The organism is Pseudoalteromonas sp. 23_GOM-1509m (assembly GCF_000518425.1).
In the GTDB taxonomy this organism is placed as follows: Bacteria; Pseudomonadota; Gammaproteobacteria; order Enterobacterales; family Alteromonadaceae; genus Pseudoalteromonas; species Pseudoalteromonas tetraodonis.
Genome location: NZ_JADO01000008.1, coordinates 26,315 through 46,980 on the forward strand (window position 1 = coordinate 26,315; position 20,666 = coordinate 46,980).

A 20,666-nucleotide genomic window follows, 5' to 3' on the forward strand; every position below is an offset into this window, starting at 1 on the left:
CATGTTAGATAAAGTAGTCATTGCAAACCGAGGTGAAATTGCACTTCGTATATTGCGCGCCTGCAAAGAGCTTGGGATCAAAACGGTTGCTGTGCATTCAACGGCGGATCGCGATCTTAAGCACGTATTACTAGCAGATGAAACCATCTGTATTGGTAAACCAGCAGCAACTGAAAGTTACTTAGACATTCCACGCATTATTGCCGCAGCTGAAATAACTGATGCGGTCGCTATTCACCCAGGTTATGGTTTTCTTGCTGAAAATGCCGACTTTGCCGACCAAGTTGAGCAAAGTGGCTTTGTATTTATTGGTCCTCGTGGCGACACTATTCGCCTAATGGGCGACAAAGTATCAGCTATCGAAGCGATGCGTAAAGCCGGTGTTCCATGTGTGCCAGGTTCTGATGGTCCGGTATCGGATGATAAAGAACGCAACATGCAAATTGCTAAGCGTATTGGTTACCCGGTAATTATTAAAGCAGCTGGCGGCGGCGGTGGTCGTGGTATGCGTGTTGTACGCAACGAGGCTGAGTTAATCAACTCGATTGCGCTTACGCAGCAAGAAGCTAAGCAGTTCTTTGGCAACAGCATGGTTTACATGGAAAAATTCCTTGAAAACCCACGCCACATTGAAGTGCAAGTATTGGCCGATGGTCAAGGTAACGCGGTTCATCTAGGTGAGCGTGATTGTTCAATGCAACGTCGCCACCAAAAAGTAGTGGAAGAGGCGCCAGCACCAGGGATTACTGCAGAAGTACGTAAGTTCATTGGTGAGCGTTGTACACGTGCGTGTATCGAAATTGGTTATCGTGGTGCAGGTACGTTTGAGTTTTTATACGAAAACGGCGAGTTTTACTTCATTGAAATGAATACCCGTATTCAGGTTGAACACCCAGTGACTGAAATGGTTACCGGTGTGGATTTAATCAAAGAGCAGCTAAAAATTGCCGCTGGTCAGCCATTATCATTCACTCAAGACGACGTTGTTATTCGTGGCCACGCTATTGAGTGTCGTATTAATGCTGAAGACCCTGAAACCTTTATTCCATCACCAGGTAAAATCACTCGCTTTCATCCAGCTGGTGGTTTAGGTATTCGTTGGGACAGCCATATTTATGCTGATTACACGGTACCGCCACATTACGATTCTATGATTGGTAAGCTGATCACTTACGGTGAAAACCGTGATGTTGCTATTGCTCGCGCTCGTAATGCATTGAATGAGTTGGTAATCGACGGTATTAAAACGAATACGCCATTGCATAAACGCATTCTTGCAGATGAAAACTTCAAAAACGGTGGTACAAATATCCACTACCTTGAGAAGAAATTAGGGCTGTAAAGTCTATGCTAATTAAAAACCGGCTCAGGCCGGTTTTTTTATCTTTAAAAAAGAGGCAGTATCACCTTAAATAAATAATCTGGTATGATTAACAAATATGCGCTTTTCGTAAATTTTGAGGTAATCATGTCGTGTAGTTTTGATTTTCATTTAGTCGATGAAAATGCCACTGTTGCTATGGGTAATAAATTAGCTGCCATAATAGAACAGGGCGCAGTTATTTATTTGCATGGTGATTTGGGGGCCGGTAAAACGACATTTACTCGCGGTATAGTGCAAGGTTTTGGTCATACAGGTAAGGTTAAAAGTCCCACTTATACACTTGTTGAACCTTACGAGCTTGTGCGTGGCAATGTCTATCATTTTGACTTATACCGATTAGGTGACCCAGAAGAGCTTGAATTTATGGGAATTCGTGATTATTTTTCAGAAACGGCAACTTGTATTGTTGAGTGGCCGGAAAAAGGCGGAGAATTTATTCCTGTTCCCGATCTAAATGCTACGCTAAGTTATGTAGGTGATGAGCGTAAAATTGTTATTAACAGTGCGAGTGAGCGTGGTGTAGCAATTGTCGAAAAACTAAATAATAGATAATAAAATAGTTAAGGCAGTGATTATCAAAATGAGTCGTGGTTTAGTTAAACTTTTTATTTACCTCATGGTTTTTACAGTGAGCTTGCCATTGTGGGCGCAAAACACTATTAATAGTGTGCGTGTCTGGCCATCCCCTGATAGCACCCGGGTGGTGTTTGATCTCGACGATAAACCCGATTTCAGCTACTTTATGCTAAAAAATCCAAGCCGTTTAGTGGTTGATTTAGAAAACACTGATGAGTTGAAAACATTGCCAGGTGTGCCACCAAAACACCAAATTGTTAGTAAGTTACGTTACTCAAAACCTAAAAATAACCACAGCGTGCGTTTAGTGTTTGAATTAAATGGGCCAGTTAAACCGGTTATATTTGCACTAGCCCCCACAGGCCCTTATAAAAATAGATTGGTGGTCGATTTATACGATAAAAGCCAAGCTAAAGGTGCAATTACCCCTGCGCAAACGGCGGCTAAAAAACGGCAATTAAGCCAAGAGCGCGATATTGTAATTGCTATTGATGCAGGGCATGGCGGTGAAGACCCTGGCTCCATTGGCCCGTCAGGCACTTACGAAAAAGACATTACACTGCAAATTGCCAAGCGTTTAGAGCGGATGATTGATGCTGAGCGAGGCATGATTTCGCGTATGGTTCGCAGTGGCGATTACTTTGTAAAACTCAATACACGTACCAACCGCGCACGTCAGAAAAAAGCAGACTTTTTTGTTTCTATTCATGCAGATGCGTTTACCAGCCCTGGGCCAAATGGTGCTTCTGTATGGGTGTTGTCGCTGCGACGTGCCAATTCAGAAATTGGTAAATGGATTGAGGATAAAGAAAAACACTCTGAGTTACTTGGCGGTGCTGCCGATGTAATTAAAGATGCTGCAAATGAAAAGTACTTAGCTCAAGCCTTGCTTGATATGTCGATGGATCACTCCATGAAAACCGGCTTAAATGTGGCTGAGGAAGTAGTTAAAGAGCTACGAAAGGTGGCTAAACTTCATAAAAAAGAGCCGCAACATGCCAGTCTTGCAGTATTAAAGTCGCCAGATATTCCGTCTATTTTGGTTGAAACTGGGTTTATCTCTAATCCACGTGAAGAGCGACTGCTTAAAAGTGCCAATCATCAAGAGCGCTTAGCTAAAGCCATGTTTACCTCAATTAAAAATTACTATTTACGTAACCCGCCTGACGACTCACTGTTTGCGTCATTAAAGTCTCAATACCCAACAAAACATAAAGTACGCCCTGGTGAGTCACTGAGCATGTTGGCAGGTCGATATGGCGTGAGTATCAGTAAAATAAAACAAGTTAATAAGCTCAGTTCAAATACGCTATTTATTGGTCAGGAACTTGATATTCCTCAGAGTTAATTTTAAAAGCGCACACATTTAAGGTTGTTATGAGTATTGAAATATTACCTGCGCGCTTAGCAAACCAAATTGCGGCGGGTGAAGTTGTTGAGCGTCCCGCATCGGTGGTTAAAGAGTTAGTAGAAAACAGCCTTGATGCAGGCGCGACACGTATTCAAATAGATATTGAACGCGGGGGCCACAAGTTAATTCGTATTCGCGACAATGGAGCGGGTATTGCAAAGGATGAGCTCACATTAGCGCTCTCTCGCCATGCAACCAGTAAACTAAAGTCCTTAGACGACCTAGAAAATATTTGTTCTCTTGGTTTTAGGGGGGAAGCCTTAGCATCTATTAGTTCGGTATCTCGCTTAACCTTAAGCTCTAAACCCGAAAATCAAGAAGCTGCGTGGCAAGCCTTTGCACAAGGCCGAGATATGGCCGTAGAGGTAAAGCCGGTTGCTCACCCTAGCGGTACCACAATTGAAGTTAAAGATTTATTTTTTAACACCCCAGCAAGACGTAAGTTTTTACGCACTGAAAAAACCGAATTTAGTCATATTGATGAGCTTATTAAGCGTATTGCGCTGAGCCGTTTTGATGTATCAATTACATTAACCCATAATGAAAAAGTGGTGCGCCAGTATCGCGCTAAAACTGATCCCGCTCAAGCGATTACGCGAGTCGCACAAGTGGCGGGTAAAGCGTTTGCTGAGCAAGGATTGCATATTCAATCGGGTGAGGCTGGGTTGCAACTACACGGTTGGGTATTGCCAGTTGGATCGGCTAATACTACTCAGTATACCTATGTAAATAATCGTATGATGCGCGACAAACTTATTCTGCATGCTATTCGTCAAGCATTTGAAGAGGTCAGTGGCGAGCAGGAACTTCCCGGATTTGTGATTTACATTGATATAGACCCACGCCAAGTGGATGTTAACGTGCACCCGGCAAAGCATGAGGTACGTTTTCATCAAGGTCGTTTGGTACATGACTTTATTTTACAAGCTATTAAACAAGTTGTGGTGCCACTTCAAGCTGAGTTTGTTAATTCGCCAGCCGCTCACACGCATCAATCACCGGTTACATCGTTTAACCAAGAACACACGACCAATAGTGAACTTTTTGATTATCCTAAGTCGTCATTACAACCAAGTCATTCGCCATCCACAAGTAGTGCCTCTTATGGTGGCAGTCGTCAAGGTGGGGGTAGACAGGTGCGTACTGAAAGCCAAAATTACCATGATGTGAATGCGTTTTATCAGGGCGTGAATGAGCAACAAGCGCAGCACTTTGATACTGCGGCAGCATTTGTACAATCTAATGAGACGCAAGTATCAGATACAGCACTGCGCACTGTCGATATAATAAGCATTGAAAAGGGCGTTTGCGTGTTCAATAATGAAAATCAACTTTATTGTTCACACTTTAAATACGCATTAGCGGATGATTGGCATACACAAATAAAAGAGCATGGCAGCCTTGAAGGTAAAGCACTTCTATTGCCTGTGCGTGTCAACGTATCAAAACAAGACACGGCGCTTCTTGCTGCTCAGCAGTCTTGGTTTACCTTACTAGGTTTTGAGTTATTAATAGAAAAGCAGTTTGTTATGGTAAAGAAGCTGCCTACAAGTCTGTACTTATTAGATGTAAGTGCTGCAATAGATGCATTGCTTGAGGGATGTAAGGCTCAGTTAGCAAGTATTGATGAATGGCTACAATGGCAGGTAAATATAATTCCCGCACGGTTCTATGCGAGCAATGCCTTTTTAGAGCAGCAAACGCGCTTACAAAATAATCCGCAAACAATTGAACGCTTGCGAGAAAAAGCAGTTAAAATAGATCTAAACTCTTATCTAACGCAATTTAATTAAGGTATTCGTGTTGAGTAATTTACCGGTCATATTTTTAATGGGCCCAACCGCTGCTGGTAAAACAGCATTGGCAATTTCACTGTGTGAGTATTTAAATACTGAGATTATTAGCGTTGATTCTGCGCTTGTTTATAAAGGTATGGATATTGGTACGGCTAAGCCTGATGCCGACGAATTAGCTCGTGCCCCACATCATTTAATTGACTTACTTGATCCGAGTGAAACGTATTCGGTTGCTGATTTTAGACGTGATGCTATAGAAAAAATTGATAAATTTCATCAACAAGGTAAAGTGCCTGTATTGGTTGGAGGTACAATGATGTACTTCAAAGCGCTAATTGATGGGTTGTCGCCATTACCTGAGGCCGATGCAAACGTTAGAGCCGAACTAGAAACACAAGCTAAAGAGCATGGCTGGCCTTATTTATACAAAGAGCTGGTTAAAGTTGATCCGCAAGCCGCACAAAAGATGAGTGAAAATGATTCGCAGCGAATTAATCGTGCTTTGGAAGTTTACCGTATAACAGGTAAAACGATGACTGAATTGCAAAAGCAAAAGCAGCCAGCATTACCCTATACTTTTCATCAATTTGCAATTGCCCCCGATGATCGCAGTGAATTACATCATCGAATTGAAGAAAGGTTTAAAATAATGATTGAACAGGGGTTTGAAAAAGAAGTTTCGACCCTATATCTACGTGAGGATTTACATCCCAATATGCCTTCTATTCGTTGTGTAGGTTATAGACAGATGTGGGATTACCTTGCGGGTGAAATTGATCATGATGAAATGATTTTTCGCGGCATTGCAGCCACACGTCAATTGGCTAAACGTCAATTAACGTGGTTAAGAAGCTGGCCTGATGTTACATGGTTAACAACAGGTGATGAAGAAAACTTGCATCGTGTAGTAAGTTCGCTAAGCTAGTAGTAGTTGGACAAAATTTATCTTTGTTAAATCAGTTCAGCCACTTAATTATAATAACACCTAGAACGAAGGAATAATAACATGGCAAAAGGCCAATCGTTACAAGACCCATTTTTAAATGCACTACGCCGTGAGCGCATTCCAGTATCAATTTTTTTGGTAAATGGCATAAAATTACAAGGTAAAATTCAGTCATTTGACCAATTTGTAATTTTGCTGGAAAACACTGTTAACCAAATGGTGTATAAACATGCAATTTCTACAGTTGTACCTGCACGCGCAGTCAACTTCCAAGGTGTTCAGGGAAATGAAGACACTGAAGAACCTGAAGCTGGAAACTTTTAAATTAGGAGCGTAATGCTTGTTTGACCGCTATGAATCTGGCGAACAGGCAATTTTAGTCCATATCGACTTACCTAAAGAGGGGGATCGTGAAGATCTCCACGAATTAGAAATGTTGGTATCTTCTGCTGGTGTTAGTAGTTTGGCGGTTGTGCAAGGCAGCCGTCAAGCACCACATCCGAAGCTATTTGTCGGTACCGGCAAAGCAGAAGAAATAGCTGAAATTGTCAAAATCCACAATGCCGATGTTGTCATTTTTAACCATCAGTTAAGTCCGTCTCAAGAACGTAATTTAGAGCGTGTTTGCCAATGTCGGGTGCTTGATAGAACCACACTTATCCTTGATATTTTTGCTCAGCGCGCACGTACTCACGAAGGTAAACTTCAAGTTGAGTTAGCGCAGCTTCGTCATATGTCGACTCGTTTAATCCGAGGTTGGACCCACCTTGAACGCCAAAAAGGCGGTATTGGTTTACGTGGTCCTGGTGAAACGCAGTTAGAAACCGATCGACGTTTATTACGTGCACGTATTAAAAATATACGCGCCCGTTTGGCTAAAGTTGGCGTACAACGTGAGCAAGGTAGACGAGCACGTACTCGTAATGAGATCCCAACGGTTTCTTTAGTGGGTTATACTAATGCGGGTAAATCAACCTTATTTAACCGTATTACAAATTCTGATGTGTATGCCGCTGATCAGTTGTTTGCAACACTAGACCCAACCTTACGCAAATTAGATATTGGCGATGTTGGTTCGGTTATTTTAGCGGATACTGTAGGGTTTATTCGCCACTTACCGCATGACTTAGTGGCTGCATTTAAAGCAACGCTGACAGAAACGCGAGAGGCTGATTTACAATTACACGTGATAGATGTAGCCGACCCTCGTCGAAAAGAAAATATTGAACAGGTACAAGAAGTACTCAAAGAAATTGAAGCTGATGATGTACCGCAATTACTTGTATACAACAAAATTGATGCGCTGGATGATGTAACCCCACGTATTGATCGCGATGACGAAGGCCAACCTATAAGGGTATGGTTATCAGCAAAAACAGGTGAAGGTTGCGAGCTGTTAAGTGAGGCTATTAGTGACCTACTAGCTAAAAAGATGTTGAGTGAAACTTTACTACTGGCTCCTCAGTATGGACGTTTAAGAGCATCTTTATTTAACTTAAGTGCAGTACATAACGAACGTTTTGATGAGCAAGGTAATTGGTTGCTAGATGTGCGATTACCTATGATTGAGTGGAATCGTTTGATTAAAGATTTTGGCCCAGAGATTGAAAGTTTTATTAGCTGCGACTAAAAACTGAAAGATTAATGTCGGTTTTAGTATAAGAAATGCATAAGATTTGTTAGATTTAACACAATTTCCGAATTTATTTAGATAACAATGGAGTATAGCTATGGCCTGGAATGAACCGGGTAATAATGGCAATGACAAAGATCCGTGGAATAACAAAGGCGGACGTGATCAAGGCCCACCTGATTTAGACGAGGTGTTCCGTAAATTCAGTAACAAGTTTAACGGCTTATTTGGCGGTAAAAAATCCGGCAATGGTAGCGGCGGTGGACTTGGCGGAGCCGGTATTTCATTTGTACTTATTATCGCTGCCATTGTGTGGGCGTTAAGCGGTATTTATACGGTGAAAGAAGCTGAGCGCGGTGTCGTTCTTCAATTTGGTAAGTTTGACCGAATTGCAGATCCAGGCTTGCGTTGGAAGATGACCTTTGTTGAGACGGTTATTCCAGTCGATATCGAAGCTGTTCGTTCGTTATCAGCATCAGGTTTTATGCTAACTGAAGATGAAAACGTAGTAAGCGTTGAGTTTGAAGTACAGTATCGAGTAATCGACCCATACTTATACAAGTTTAGTGTCACCAACGCTGACAGCAGCCTTGAAGAAGCATTAGATAGTGCGCTGCGTTATGTTGTTGGCCATTCAAAAATGGACCAAGTACTGACTAACGGCCGTGAAGTTGTGCGTCAAAATACCTGGGATGAGCTAAATCAAATCATCGAACCTTATAATTTAGGTTTAATCGTAACTGACGTTAACTTCAAGGATTCACGTCCGCCAATGGAAGTTAAAGATGCGTTTGATGATGCAATTGCAGCCCAAGAGGATGAACAACGCTTTATTCGTGAAGCCGAAGCGTATGCCCGTGAAATTGAACCGCGTGCGCGTGGTCAAGTAACGCGTATGACGCAAGAGGCTGAAGGTTACCAAGAGCGTATTACTTTAGAAGCGCAAGGTGAAGTGGCTCGTTTTGAGAAATTACTTCCAGAATACCAAGCAGCTAAAGAAGTAACACGCGAGCGTTTATACATAGATGCAATGCAAGAAGTATTAGGTAATAGCTCTAAAATATTGGTTGACGTTAAGGGCGGTAACAACATGATGTATTTACCACTTGATAAAATCATGGAAAAACAGGGTTCATCAACACGCGTTGCTTTACCTAGCTCAAGCGATATTAACGATTTACGTAACAAGGTAAATACGTCACGTAACAGTACTGTTAATAGTGGTAACGATCGCTTTAACAATGATCGCTTCAACGACGGGAGATAAGCATAATGAAAAACTTTAGTTTAGTAATCCTATTAGCTGCCATTGTAATGTGTTTCTCGTCAGTATTTGTGGTTTCTGAAGGCCAAAAGGCGATTGTACTTTTATTTAGTAAAGTACAAAAAGACAGCGATGATCAAGCGGTAGTTTATGGTCCAGGTCTACATCTAAAAGTGCCATTTTTTAGCCAAGTGCGCCGCATTGATGCGCGTATTCAAACGCTAGATGGCACACCGGATCGCTTTGTAACTAGCGAGAAAAAAGACTTAATTGTTGATTCGTTTGTAAAATGGCGTGTTAACGACTTTAGCTCTTTTTACCTGCGTGCACGTGGTGATAAGCAATACGCTGAAACACTGCTTAAGCAAAAAGTAAATAATGGCCTACGTACTAACTTTGGTACTCGTACTATTCGTGAAATTGTATCGGGTGAACGTAGCGAGCTGATGGAAGAAGCGTTAGTACAAGCCTCTGAAAGTGCTAGTGAGCTGGGTATTGAAGTACTTGATGTACGTGTTAAGCAAATTAACTTACCTCAAGAGGTGAGTAGCTCTATTTACCAACGTATGCGTGCTGAGCGTACTGCCGTTGCTAAAGAGCACCGCTCTGAAGGTCAGGAAAAAGCAGAAACGATTCGTGCAGGTGTTGACCGCCGTGTAACAGTAATGCTTGCTGATGCAGAACGTAATGCGCGTTCTGTTCGTGGTCAAGGCGATGCTGATGCTGCTGCGATTTACGCTAGTGCTTATAATAAAGACCCTGAGTTCTTTAGCTTTGTTCGCTCTTTAGAAGCTTACAAGCAAACTTTCAAAGGAAAGCAAGACGTGATGGTGTTATCACCGGATAGCGACTTCTTCCAATACATGAAAGGCGCGAAAGCTCAGTAATCACAGCTTTAGTTAAATTTAAAAAGCCCTGCAATTGCAGGGCTTTTTGTTATCTGAATTTTAATCTTATAAATCACTGTTATTTATGTGATTATTAGCTAAACACTGATGTTTACTAAGGGCACGAGGAAAAAATAAGCTAAACGGGGGTGAACTTTGCTTTAGTTTTCTGGTAAAATCTCGTCCTAATTTTCTCTAAGTGAATTTGCAATGGGTAAAAACGTTGTTGTACTAGGCACCCAATGGGGTGACGAAGGTAAGGGTAAGGTAGTTGACCTCCTTACAGATAAAGCATCTTTAGTAGTTCGTTATCAAGGTGGTCATAACGCTGGCCATACCTTAGTGATCGACGGTGAAAAGACAGTTCTACACCTTATTCCATCGGGTGTATTACGTGACAATGTTAAATGTGTGATTGGTAATGGTGTTGTTTTATCACCAGAAGCGCTAATGAAAGAAATTGGCATGCTTGAAGAGCGTGGCGTACCAGTACGCGAACGTCTTTTAATCAGTGAAGCATGTCCGCTAATATTGCCTTTCCATGTTGCATTAGATGTAGCTCGCGAAACAGCGCGTGGCGATAAACCAATCGGTACAACGGGTCGTGGTATCGGTCCAGCGTATGAAGATAAAGTAGCACGTCGTGGTTTACGTGTTGGCGATTTATTCAATCCTGAATTATTTGCTACTAAGTTAAAAGAAGTATTGGAATACCACAACTTCACATTAGTGAACTACTACAAAGTAGATGCAGTAGATTTTCAAAAAACGTTTGATGACGCAATGGCTGTTGCTGACATCTTAAAAGCAATGGTAGTTGATGTAACTGAGCTTTTAGATCAAACGCGTAAAGCCGGTGACAACATCTTATTTGAAGGTGCACAAGGTACATTACTTGATATCGATCACGGTACTTATCCTTATGTTACATCTTCAAACACTACTGCTGGTGGCGTTGCTACAGGTGCGGGTTTTGGCCCATTACACCTTGATTATGTACTAGGTATCATTAAAGCGTACACAACACGTGTAGGTTCAGGTCCTTTTCCTACAGAGCTTTACGATGGCCTTGAAAAACAAGACCCAGTAGGTAAGCATTTAGGTGACAAAGGTCATGAGTTTGGTGCTACTACTGGTCGTTTACGTCGTACTGGCTGGTTAGATGCAGTGGCTATGCGCCGTGCAGTTCAAATTAACAGCATTTCAGGTTTTTGTTTAACTAAACTTGACGTTCTAGACGGTTTAGAAACACTTAAAATCTGTACTGGTTATAAGCTTGAAGATGGTACTGTGACTAACGTTACGCCATTAGCGGCTGAAGGTTACGATAAAGTAACACCAGTATACGAAGAAATGCCTGGTTGGTCTGAAAATACCGTGGGTGTAACATCGCTTGAAGGTTTACCTAAAGCAGCAATTGATTACATTAAACGTATTGAAGAAATCACGGGCGTCCCTGTTGATATTATCTCTACAGGTCCAGATCGTGTTGAAACCATGATACTTCGTAGCCCATTTGCATAATTGGGTTTATGTTGAAAAGAAGCTGCCATGTGCAGCTTTTTTTATGCCTATAAAAAAGCACACCTATTAATAGTGGAACGATCTTTGTATATTATTTGGTAAGTTTATTTTTAAAGTGGTTAATATGCGTTTATCTTCTCGTTGCTCAGTGTGGTCATTATCACTACTTACACTTTCTTTATTTAATATAAGCAATAGCTTAGCTGAAGAAAGCCCTGCAGCTGTGCCGCTGTATACCGAATCTGAGTTAATAGCTTTAATTAATGAGAACACTCATCTAGCCCGCGTGAAGGCAGATAATTGCCAGTTAGTGCAAGATATAGAAGCACGAGCCAATAAAATGGCATTGCCGTCGTATCAATTTTTATACGGTGATATGCTTGCCTACAAGGTGTGTGTTGAGCGTGATGTAGCTCTAGGTGTGTATTACATGAAAAAAGCGGCTGAGCAGGGCTTAGCGGCAGCATTAGAGCAACTAGGTCGCTACTACGATGTTGGGCAGTTAGTCCAAAAAGACAAAGCCATGGCAATAACCTACCTCCGTGAGGCCTCAGCGCAAGGTAACTTAAAAGCGCAATTACGATTAGTGGGCTTGTTTAATCAAGGCTATGGTAGTCCAAGAGACTTTGAAGATGCTTATCGTTGGCTGTTTAACACCACGGTAGCCGATAAAGCGACACATAAAAAAATAGAGCGAGCATTAACTAAACTTGCTGAAAAAATGCCAGCTAGTGTCGTTACCCGCGCGCGCTTACCTATGTAACCTAAACTCTGGCTAGAGAAAATAAACCTAATTATGACTATGATTTAATATGTTAGTAAATCTTTTAATCAGAGTTCAGGTTTGTAAATAAAAAAGCGAGAGTGCTTTTTAGTTATTACTCGTCTTTTTTATTGTCTTTGGCTTTGTTATTGGCCGGATCTTTTAATAGCGATATTTTAGGCGGTTGCAATGCAACTACTCGTTCACCCTCTTGTGGTGGCTTTTCCATATCACTGGTAAAAGGCCTCATTTTCACTGGTGCGTCTTCATCACTGTCTTTATCCCCTTTGAGAATAAACAGTGGGATCGCTTCAGGATTCATTTCTAAATACTGCTGCCAGCTAAACTCTTCAGATATACGTGTTGCACTCACTTTACCGCCTTTGGCAATAACACTGCTTAAGCGTGCATATGCGCCGTTCTCACCAAACAGAATTTGTCGTGATAAAAACGTCGCACTGTCTTTATTTGCTTTGGCGTGCGAAGAAGAGGAACGTAGTGAAAATACATTTTTTTCATTTAATAAATGAGAGAAGTACTGCACCCCTAATGCGTTGTGGTGGCGATTAGGTGAAAGCGCTAAAACACTGCGAATCGTGGTTAAAGGTAAATAACGTTCAGCATGCTCCGATTGCGGGTTACCGTAATAACAAGGCAGGCCATCCATGCGCGCCATTCTACAGTTCTCCCAAGCAGGATCTGATAGATGAACAGGAATATTTTGCTCTTTTAAGCCACGTGCAATTGCACGCGATACATGGTTTGCACCAATGATTAAAATAGTATTAGGGGATGGTTGACGCACTCCAAGTAGTTTCGCAACAGGGATAGCCGTTAAGCTTTGCAGTACCACAGTAACAATAATAACAGTAAATATGAGTGGCACCATTTTTTCGGCATCGGCCACTCCCGCTTCCATCATACTCAGCGCAAATACTGAACCAACGGCTGCTGCAACAATACCGCGAGGTGCAATCCAAGCAAGTACTAGGCGCGATTTCATCGGTAAGTCTGTACCAAAGGTTGAAATAGCAATACACAATGGGCGGGCGATAAATAGCACAATAGCTAAAAATATAAATACGTCGCTGTCGAGCATCATTAAATCAGAGAGTTGTAGTCTTGCGGCCAATAAAATAAATAAAGTCGAGATTAAAATCATTGACAAATCTTCTTTAAACTCGAGTACCGAATCTATTTCCAAGTCATCTTGATTAGCTAACCAAATGCCAAACACCGTCACAGCCAGTAAGCCTGACTCATGGCTTATGTGGTTTGAAATAGAAAAGCTAATTAACACTAACGCTAAAATACCAAACTTATGTAGCTCAAATGGCAGCCATTCTCGGCGCATTAGTTGTGTCGTGATCCAACCCGAAACCACACCAATACTTAAACCAACGCCAACGGTTTTAACCAGTGCAACGATAGTGTGGCTAAGTACTTCACCCTGACCAACCAGCATTACGGCTTCAAACACTAACACTGCAAATAAAGCGCCAATGGGGTCTATTACTATGCCTTCCCAGCGTAAAATACGATCGATATCCTGGGTAGGTCGCATCGAGTTAAGTAATGGAGCAATAACGGTTGGCCCCGTAACAACAAGTACTGCGCCAAGTACTGCAGCAACTCGCCAATTTAACTCGAGTAACCAATAGGCGCTAAAACTAATAACAATACAAGTTGTAAGCATACCAATAGAGCAGAGGTTTCTGACGACTTTACTGATCCCTTTAAGTTCTCGAAAATGTAAAGTTAAGGACCCTTCAAATAAAATCACAGCGACACTCAAAGAGACCACAGGAAAAAGTAAATCACCTAATAATGCATCAGGGTCTAATACGCCACTAAATGGCCCTAATAAAAGCCCTGTAAGCAATAAAAACAGAATAGCGGGTACTCTAAACGCCCAAGCGACCCATTGGGCTAACACTGAACACAGTGCAATACCGGCTATATAAATTGCTGACATAGAGTAAAAACTCCTTAATTTTAATAATGTTTAAAAGTATAACGGTTACCAACCAGTAATACAGTGGGTATACACGTGTAAATTAAATTTAGCTAATAAATAATGTTTATTTATTTAGTGTTAACGTCTTTTTTGAGAGTGTTATCAAAGTTATAGTCTCTATAATCACCATTTATAGTAGTCTAACTTTATGATATCTATTGCAAAATGTGCATGCCTTGTCTGTTATGACCTATTTAGCTTTAATTTTAGCCTTGATCTAAGCGGCTATTTTAACGTATTATACTTCGTGTTCGAATAATTAGTTATCTAATAAAGTTTATTGTTTAAGTAAGTAAACGTGTTAGATATAAACATTTTAACTCTCTTAGTGATTGTTTCAGCGATGTTTTATAATGTTCGAACGTAAAATATCATTTACCGAACTCTTTGGTATAGTTTTGCTCAAGGTGTTTATCTGCGTAACGCACATAAATTAAAGTTTGAGTTGAATTATTACCTTTCAATATTTAATCCCCATCGTGGCGGTTAAATCTCGGTCCTTAAGTCATCACCCTATCTGTTGGTGTACCAGACTTAAGAGGCTCTATGTATGTTGTTAATAAAAAAGCCGCACACAGCTTTTTACAGCGATACATAAACAACACTTTATATTTTTTTAGTTAGTACAATCCAATTTTATTGGGTTAATACTATTTATTTTTTGCATCTCAATTTAAAACAATGGTTTTAGAGACGGTGTACGCGTGTGTAAAAAAAGTGTGGGCAATGATAAACAAATTCGACGTTATGTTTTAAACATAGCGACCTGGTTTCATTCATCAGTGTGATGAATACAAATAAAATGGAAAGTTGAGCATTTATGCAAAAGTTAAATTGGCGACGTATCGTACTTAAAGTGGGCAGTGCCTTAATTGCACCCGATCAAGATGGCTGTCGTTCACGCTACTTGTTAACCATCGCACAGTTTATCGTTCACTGTCGCGCACGTGGTATAGAGGTTATTTTAGTGTCATCAGGCTCTGTAGCGGCAGGCTCGCATTTATTTCCATCAGAGAAGCCGCGCTCAGTTGTTATGAAAAAAGCCATGGCAGCAGCAGGGCAAACAGAAATGATGGCCATGTGGGATCGTTTCTTTGATTTTCCTTCGGCGCAGCTACTATTAACTCATGGTGACCTACGTGACCGTGAGCGCTATCAAAGTATTCGTGAAACTGTATTTACCTTGTTAGAACACGGCGTGCTACCTATCATTAATGAAAATGATGCGGTGACAACAGATGATTTAAAAGTGGGTGATAACGATAACTTATCAGCGATGGTGGCAGCTGCCGCTGACGCTGACGCATTAATGATTTTTTCAGATGTAGATGGGCTGTACGACAAAAACCCAAATCTGCATGACGATGCCGTATTATTGCCTGAAATAAAATCAATTGATGATTCTATTTATGCTATGGCAGGATGTGCTACCAGTGCAGTAGGCACCGGTGGTATGAAAACCAAGATTGAAGCGGCAGAAAAAGCCACATCACATGGTATTGCAACGTATATTATTAACGGCTTTAAAGAAGAAACCTTTACTAGTTTATTAGCGGGCGAAAATCCAGGTAGTGTGTTCTTGCCTTATGAAAAACCAATGCAAGACTCTATTCACTGGATGACACATACCGCAAATGAACAAGGTGAAGTGGTTGTCGATGGGTCATTTGATGATTCGCTAGAAGGCGAAGATGGCTGTTTACGAGGCGATGAGATCAAGGAAGTACATGGCGAGTTTGCTGTGGGCGATACTATCTTAGTTCGCAGTGAAGATGGTACGCGTTTAGCTAAAGCCACAGCAAATTACAGTAGCTGCTTGTTAAACTTTATTGCAGACAACGAGCAGAGTGAATTCAGCGAAAAAATGCAGGATTCAATTGGACCAATTATTTCAGAAAAAGATATCGCATTATTGGAGAAGTCATGAGTTTAATTACGGATATATCACGCCAAGCAGCAAAAGCTGCACATACACTTGCTTTACTCGATACCGAGACTAAAAACAACGTGTTAACCGATATGGCAGCGGCATTAAGAGATCAAAAAGAATTTATAATCAAAGAAAACGAAAGTGACCTAAGCGCTGCGCGTGACAATAATTTAGCAGCGTCAATGATAGACCGTTTAACATTGAATGATGAGCGCATTGAAGCGATGGCTGAAGGTATCGAAGTGATTGTTTCACTTGATGATCCGGTTGGCCAGTTACGAGATATCACTGAACGTCCAAATGGCATTAAAATTCGAAAAATGCGTGTACCACTGGGCGTGGTATGTATGATTTACGAAGCACGACCTAATGTAACGGCTGATGCTGGCGCATTGTGCTTTAAATCGGGTAATGGTGTTATTTTGCGCGGTGGTAAAGAAGCGCTTAAAAGCTCACAAGCCATTGCTAGTGTAATGCACAGCGTGCTTACTAAACATGGTTTGCCAACGGCGCTAATTTCAGTTATTCCAGATCCTGACCGTGCTTTACTAATGGAATTAATGCAGCAACGCGACAGTATTGATTTAATTATCCCACGTGGCGGTGAAGGGCTTATTAACTATGTAACAGAAAACAGTACAATTCCTGTTATTCAGCACTTTAAAGGCGTGTGTCATTTATACGTAGATAAAGATGCAGACTTAGAAGTGGCACTTAATCTACTACTTAATGGTAAGACTCAGCGTACTGGTGTATGTAATGCCTTAGAAGGGTTAGTAGTACACCAAGATGTTGCTGATGAGTTTTTAAATTTGTGTGCAGTTGTACTTCGTCAAGAAGGTGTAAAAATTAATGCTGACGCTAAAGCGGCTGAATATTTTGATAATGCCACTGTACTTGCAGATAACGAATTTGGTGAAGAGTACTTAGACTTAGAGTTAGCAATTCGTATTGTGCCAAGTTTTGATGCAGCCGTTGAGCACATTGCTCAATTCGGTTCAAATCATACTGAAGTTATCTGTACTAAGAACGATGCGGCGGCAGAGTTATTCCAACGTAGTGTTGATGCGTCGGTTGTTATGGTTAATGCGTCATCACGCTTTTCTGATGGCTCACAACTAGGCTTAGGTGCAGAGATTGGTATTGCAACGACTAAGCTACATGCTTATGGTCCTATGGGGCTTGAGTCATTAACCACTGAAAAATATTTAGTTAATGGTGTTGGTCAAGTTCGCGAATAACTTACCCAACCTAATAAACGATAAAAATGCCGGGCTTTTGCTCGGCATTTTTGATCTCGATTTAGCAAAATCAAACAACTAAGCAAACATAAAGATTAAAACAGGGCAAAAAATTATTAACAGAGAAATTTATTTAGAATATAAAAATAAGGATATTACTTAGGGGAGAGAGTAGGAAAGTGGTGGAGCTAAGCAGGATCGAACTGCTGACCTCCTGCGTGCAAGGCAGGCGCTCTCCCAGCTGAGCTATAGCCCCACATTCCTAATTTACATACAATGTAAATGCTTAAGTGCTGAGTCTCAAGCGGGGTGAACTTTAAATATTTTTACGTTTTTGGTCAAGTATTTTTTCACAAATTTTTCCGTTTTAACTAATTTTTGTTAAACTCGAGCTAAATATTTACTAAAACGACAATACATAATGAAAAAATACGCGTTAGTTTTCATGATTTTCCTTTTTGGTTGTGCCAGTTCAGTAGATGAACCGCCCTACGAAATTAATAATAAACAATTTTATGACACCCTTGATGAGCAAGGTAACAAGCTTTTTGCTTATGTGGTTTCTGTAAAGGCTAAAAGTCGTGAGCAAATTAATATTAATAAAAAACTAACCCGCAGTGATGTTCAGCGTTTTGCTGAGCAAGAGCATTTTGAAGAGTCGAGTGTTTTAAAATTACAATTAGAAGATCAAGCGGTAGAGTTTCTTAATAAAGAACTAGCACAGCGTAACTATTGTGCAGATAAGCATGAAATAAACGAAGTACTATGGCGTGATTTAAGTGTGCAATTAAGAGGGCGTTGTTTGTAATATGTTAGCGGATAAACAAAAACTAGCGGCAGTGTTAACCCAACTAAATATAGAATATGACGTAATAGAACATCCAGCGCTACATGGCAGTTTAGATGCCGATGAACTGATGGTAAACCGCCCAGGAACACGCTTAAAAAACCTATTTTTGCGAGACAATGAAGGTAAGCGTCATTTTTTAGTGATCACCGCGCATGATAAACAGTTGGATTTAAAGTCACTTGCCAAACAGCAAGGGCTATCGCGCTTAGGCTTTGCCTCTAATGAGCGCTTGGCTAAGTACTTAAAGGTTGCACCGGGTTGCGTGTCAATGCTCAGCTTAATGAACGACAAACAGCGTGATGTAACGCTTTGGCTTGATCAAGATATTTGGTTTGGCGATTTATTTCATTGCCACCCGTTTGAAAATACCCAAACATGGTTATTAACTAAGCCTGATTTACTGCGTTTTTTTGACTTTACTGAGCATCAGCCGCGGGTGATGTTTTTGCCATCGCGTTGAGCCCACAAAATAAGCCCCAGTCCACACAAACATACAGCGAGTAATGTTGCCATAAACGCCGTTTGTCCATGAGTTTGATAAACCACCCCTGGTAATAACGAGCCCAGTGCGCCGCCGCTGTAATAAAATGATACATAGCACCCGTTGGTAACGCTTGGCGGTGCGTGACTGATTTTATTAACCAGTGGTGCCGCTGTGGAATGAATCACAAACATAGCGCCGCAAAAGAGTGTGAATGCAATTAAAAACAACAACAGTGAATGACTCATTAATAACACAATACTGAGGTTATAAAACACGAATACCGCGGCCAACAATCGCCAGGCTGAAGTCATTTTTTTTAATAGCCAAGGAGTGAAAATAGAAGCCAAAGCCCCCACCAAATAGCCACTATAAACAAAGCCAATGTCGCGCGTGTTATTAATTAAAAAGGTATTTTTTAAAATAAAAGGCAAGTAGTTTAATAATGCTGCAAAGCAAAAAAACATACAAAAAATGGCACCATAGAGCTTAAGTGCAGAGCCCTCTTTAAGTTGTTTTATATAATCTAATGGTGATAAAACCTCGGTTGATTTAACGAGATTAAAACGTTTATGGGGAATACTTAACGCTAGAATAATCAGCATGGCTGCTATTAGGTAATAAAAACTCTGCCACGACCAAACATCGCTAAAGAGCGCAGCCAATACACGACCAAAATAACCACCGACAATCGTACTACCTATATATAGCGTCATATTTTTTTGTAATGTATCGGCTTGATAGCTCATACCAATAAAGCTGGTCATGGCAGTCAATGCGGCAGGTAAAGTCAGTCCTTGTAAAAACCTTACCAGTAGAAGTAATTCAAAACTCGGGGCATAAATAAATAAGATACAACCCACACCCAGTAACAACATAGCGAAGCGTAATATCAATAAAGGGTTTCGCTTAGCTAAAAACAGTCCATATACCAAAGGGGCAATAGCTAAAGGCAACATAGTGGCCGTCATTAAGCTGCCTGCAACAGCAGGAGCAACATTAAATTCAGTTGCAAATAAACTTAATAATGGCTGTGGTGCGTATAAAACAAAAAAAATGAAAACTGAACAGATGAGTAGGTGAGGTAAGCGCATTAACTGCCATATACATTGCTTATTAGTTGAGCTGCATTATATACAAAACTGCTAGGGTTTTCATAAATTAACCTTTATTGCGCTAAATCATGCTTTGTTTTCAGTAGTTTGTTAGATTAATACCAATAGCGCTGTTATTTACGCTCGTTGGTGATTAAAATAGCATTAATATTCGTTTTTAGTGGGAACACGCCATGGGGTCACTACAAGAGCAATTGCTCCAAGCTGGTTTAACAACATCACATAAAGCTAAAGTTGCTAAATCAGAAAAGCGCAAGCAACAGAAAAAGCAAAAGAAGGGAGCGACGAGCAACCCGAACGATTTACAAAAGCATATTCAGCAAACTAAGTTGGAGCAGCAGCAAAAAGCTGAAGAGCTCAATAAAGCGCGCCAAGAAGAATTAAAGCAGCGCGAGCAAGTCGCCCGTGTTAAGCAAATTTTAGAGCATCATAATCAAGAGTCAATTCGCGGTGAGCGTACCTTTAACTTCACTTATGAAAATAAAGTGAAAGGGCTTGATGTGAATGAGCAAACGCAAAAGGCGCTCTCGGGCGGGCGTTTAGCTATTTGTGTGTTAGAAGGTCAGTTTTACGTATTAGAAGATGAGCCTGCGCGTAAAGTGGCTGAGGTGGATGAAAAGTATATTGTGTTTCATGTTGAGCCTGAAAATAAAGCCAAAGATGAAGACGATCCGTATGCTGATTTTGAAGTGCCAGACGATCTTATTTGGTAAGCCTATTAAGTATCTGCTCAGTTAAAGCAAGCTAGTATGTGTTTTATGAGGGATACACGTATTTGTTCTGATTGATCGTCAAACCTTACCAAGGACGTATGCTTTTTAAAGATTTATTGACTACAATAATCACAA

18 protein-coding genes and 1 tRNA gene are annotated in these 20,666 nt (G+C 40.9%); 16 read left to right on the forward strand and 3 right to left on the reverse strand.

What is annotated here, in order from left to right:
- The first annotated feature begins 1 nt into the window (after nucleotide 1).
- From accC to N523_RS0100165, 11 genes are all read left to right on the forward strand, one after another.
- Complete coding sequence (gene accC, locus N523_RS0100115; protein ID WP_013466031.1) at nucleotides 2-1,342, forward strand: acetyl-CoA carboxylase biotin carboxylase subunit; 1,341 nt, start codon at nucleotides 2-4, stop codon at nucleotides 1,340-1,342.
- Nucleotides 1,343-1,468: 126 nt separating this feature from the next.
- Nucleotides 1,469-1,936, forward strand: coding sequence for a tRNA (adenosine(37)-N6)-threonylcarbamoyltransferase complex ATPase subunit type 1 TsaE (tsaE, locus tag N523_RS0100120; RefSeq protein WP_013466030.1), 468 nt, complete (start codon nucleotides 1,469-1,471; stop codon nucleotides 1,934-1,936).
- Between the two features lie 28 nt (nucleotides 1,937-1,964).
- Entirely contained in the window at nucleotides 1,965-3,308 is a 1,344-nt protein-coding gene (locus tag N523_RS0100125; protein ID WP_028835548.1) for an N-acetylmuramoyl-L-alanine amidase, read from the forward strand.
- Between the two features lie 29 nt (nucleotides 3,309-3,337).
- Nucleotides 3,338-5,164, forward strand: a complete 1,827-nt coding sequence (gene mutL / locus N523_RS0100130) for a DNA mismatch repair endonuclease MutL (RefSeq protein WP_028835549.1) — start codon at nucleotides 3,338-3,340, stop codon at nucleotides 5,162-5,164.
- Between the two features lie 10 nt (nucleotides 5,165-5,174).
- Entirely contained in the window at nucleotides 5,175-6,092 is a 918-nt protein-coding gene (gene miaA, locus N523_RS0100135; RefSeq protein ID WP_028835550.1) for a tRNA (adenosine(37)-N6)-dimethylallyltransferase MiaA, read from the forward strand.
- 81 nt (nucleotides 6,093-6,173) lie between these two features.
- Nucleotides 6,174-6,437 (forward strand): RNA chaperone Hfq, encoded by a 264-nt coding sequence (hfq, locus tag N523_RS0100140; protein WP_013466026.1) that lies wholly within the window; start codon nucleotides 6,174-6,176, stop codon nucleotides 6,435-6,437.
- Between the two features lie 16 nt (nucleotides 6,438-6,453).
- Nucleotides 6,454-7,743: a ribosome rescue GTPase HflX gene (gene hflX / locus N523_RS0100145; RefSeq protein WP_024601936.1), complete on the forward strand. Its 1,290-nt coding sequence runs from the start codon at nucleotides 6,454-6,456 to the stop codon at nucleotides 7,741-7,743.
- Between the two features lie 100 nt (nucleotides 7,744-7,843).
- Nucleotides 7,844-9,013: an FtsH protease activity modulator HflK gene (hflK, locus tag N523_RS0100150; RefSeq protein ID WP_013466024.1), complete on the forward strand. Its 1,170-nt coding sequence runs from the start codon at nucleotides 7,844-7,846 to the stop codon at nucleotides 9,011-9,013.
- A gap of 5 nt (nucleotides 9,014-9,018) precedes the next feature.
- Nucleotides 9,019-9,897 (forward strand): protease modulator HflC, encoded by an 879-nt coding sequence (hflC, locus tag N523_RS0100155; RefSeq protein ID WP_013466023.1) that lies wholly within the window; start codon nucleotides 9,019-9,021, stop codon nucleotides 9,895-9,897.
- A gap of 210 nt (nucleotides 9,898-10,107) precedes the next feature.
- Entirely contained in the window at nucleotides 10,108-11,421 is a 1,314-nt protein-coding gene (locus tag N523_RS0100160; protein ID WP_024601937.1) for an adenylosuccinate synthase, read from the forward strand.
- Between the two features lie 124 nt (nucleotides 11,422-11,545).
- Nucleotides 11,546-12,184, forward strand: coding sequence for a tetratricopeptide repeat protein (locus N523_RS0100165; RefSeq protein ID WP_013466021.1), 639 nt, complete (start codon nucleotides 11,546-11,548; stop codon nucleotides 12,182-12,184).
- Nucleotides 12,185-12,299: 115 nt separating this feature from the next.
- Here N523_RS0100165 and N523_RS0100170 read toward each other — a convergent pair whose 3' ends face one another.
- A complete protein-coding gene (locus N523_RS0100170) occupies nucleotides 12,300-14,159 on the reverse strand; it encodes a cation:proton antiporter (protein WP_013466020.1) in 1,860 nt (619 codons plus the stop codon).
- Nucleotides 14,160-15,021: 862 nt separating this feature from the next.
- Here N523_RS0100170 and proB point away from each other — a divergent pair.
- Together proB and N523_RS0100185 are read left to right on the forward strand one after the other, a co-directional pair.
- On the forward strand, nucleotides 15,022-16,128 hold the full coding sequence (gene proB, locus N523_RS0100180) for a glutamate 5-kinase (protein WP_028835551.1): 1,107 nt from the start codon (nucleotides 15,022-15,024) through the stop codon (nucleotides 16,126-16,128).
- Nucleotides 16,125-17,372, forward strand: a complete 1,248-nt coding sequence (locus N523_RS0100185) for a glutamate-5-semialdehyde dehydrogenase (protein ID WP_028835552.1) — start codon at nucleotides 16,125-16,127, stop codon at nucleotides 17,370-17,372. Before proB ends, N523_RS0100185 begins: the two co-directional genes overlap by 4 nt.
- A gap of 180 nt (nucleotides 17,373-17,552) precedes the next feature.
- Here the strand turns inward: N523_RS0100185 and N523_RS0100190 are convergent.
- A tRNA-Ala gene (locus tag N523_RS0100190) sits at nucleotides 17,553-17,628 on the reverse strand.
- Between the two features lie 165 nt (nucleotides 17,629-17,793).
- On the opposite strand from N523_RS0100190, the gene N523_RS0100195 reads away from it, so the two are divergent.
- Nucleotides 17,794-18,180 carry a hypothetical protein gene (locus N523_RS0100195; protein ID WP_013466017.1) on the forward strand — a complete coding sequence of 129 codons (387 nt, stop codon included), beginning with the start codon at nucleotides 17,794-17,796 and terminating at the stop codon, nucleotides 18,178-18,180.
- A 1-nt stretch (nucleotide 18,181) separates the two neighbouring features.
- Nucleotides 18,182-18,682, forward strand: a complete 501-nt coding sequence (locus N523_RS0100200) for a prolyl-tRNA synthetase associated domain-containing protein (RefSeq protein WP_013466016.1) — start codon at nucleotides 18,182-18,184, stop codon at nucleotides 18,680-18,682.
- Here the strand turns inward: N523_RS0100200 and N523_RS0100205 are convergent.
- Entirely contained in the window at nucleotides 18,649-19,797 is a 1,149-nt protein-coding gene (locus tag N523_RS0100205; RefSeq protein WP_010391697.1) for an MFS transporter, read from the reverse strand. The genes N523_RS0100200 and N523_RS0100205 overlap by 34 nt on opposite strands.
- A 194-nt stretch (nucleotides 19,798-19,991) precedes the next feature.
- Here N523_RS0100205 and N523_RS0100210 point away from each other — a divergent pair, with 194 nt between their 5' ends.
- Nucleotides 19,992-20,531 (forward strand): DUF2058 domain-containing protein, encoded by a 540-nt coding sequence (locus tag N523_RS0100210; protein ID WP_010391699.1) that lies wholly within the window; start codon nucleotides 19,992-19,994, stop codon nucleotides 20,529-20,531.
- Nucleotides 20,532-20,666: the final 135 nt, after the last annotated feature.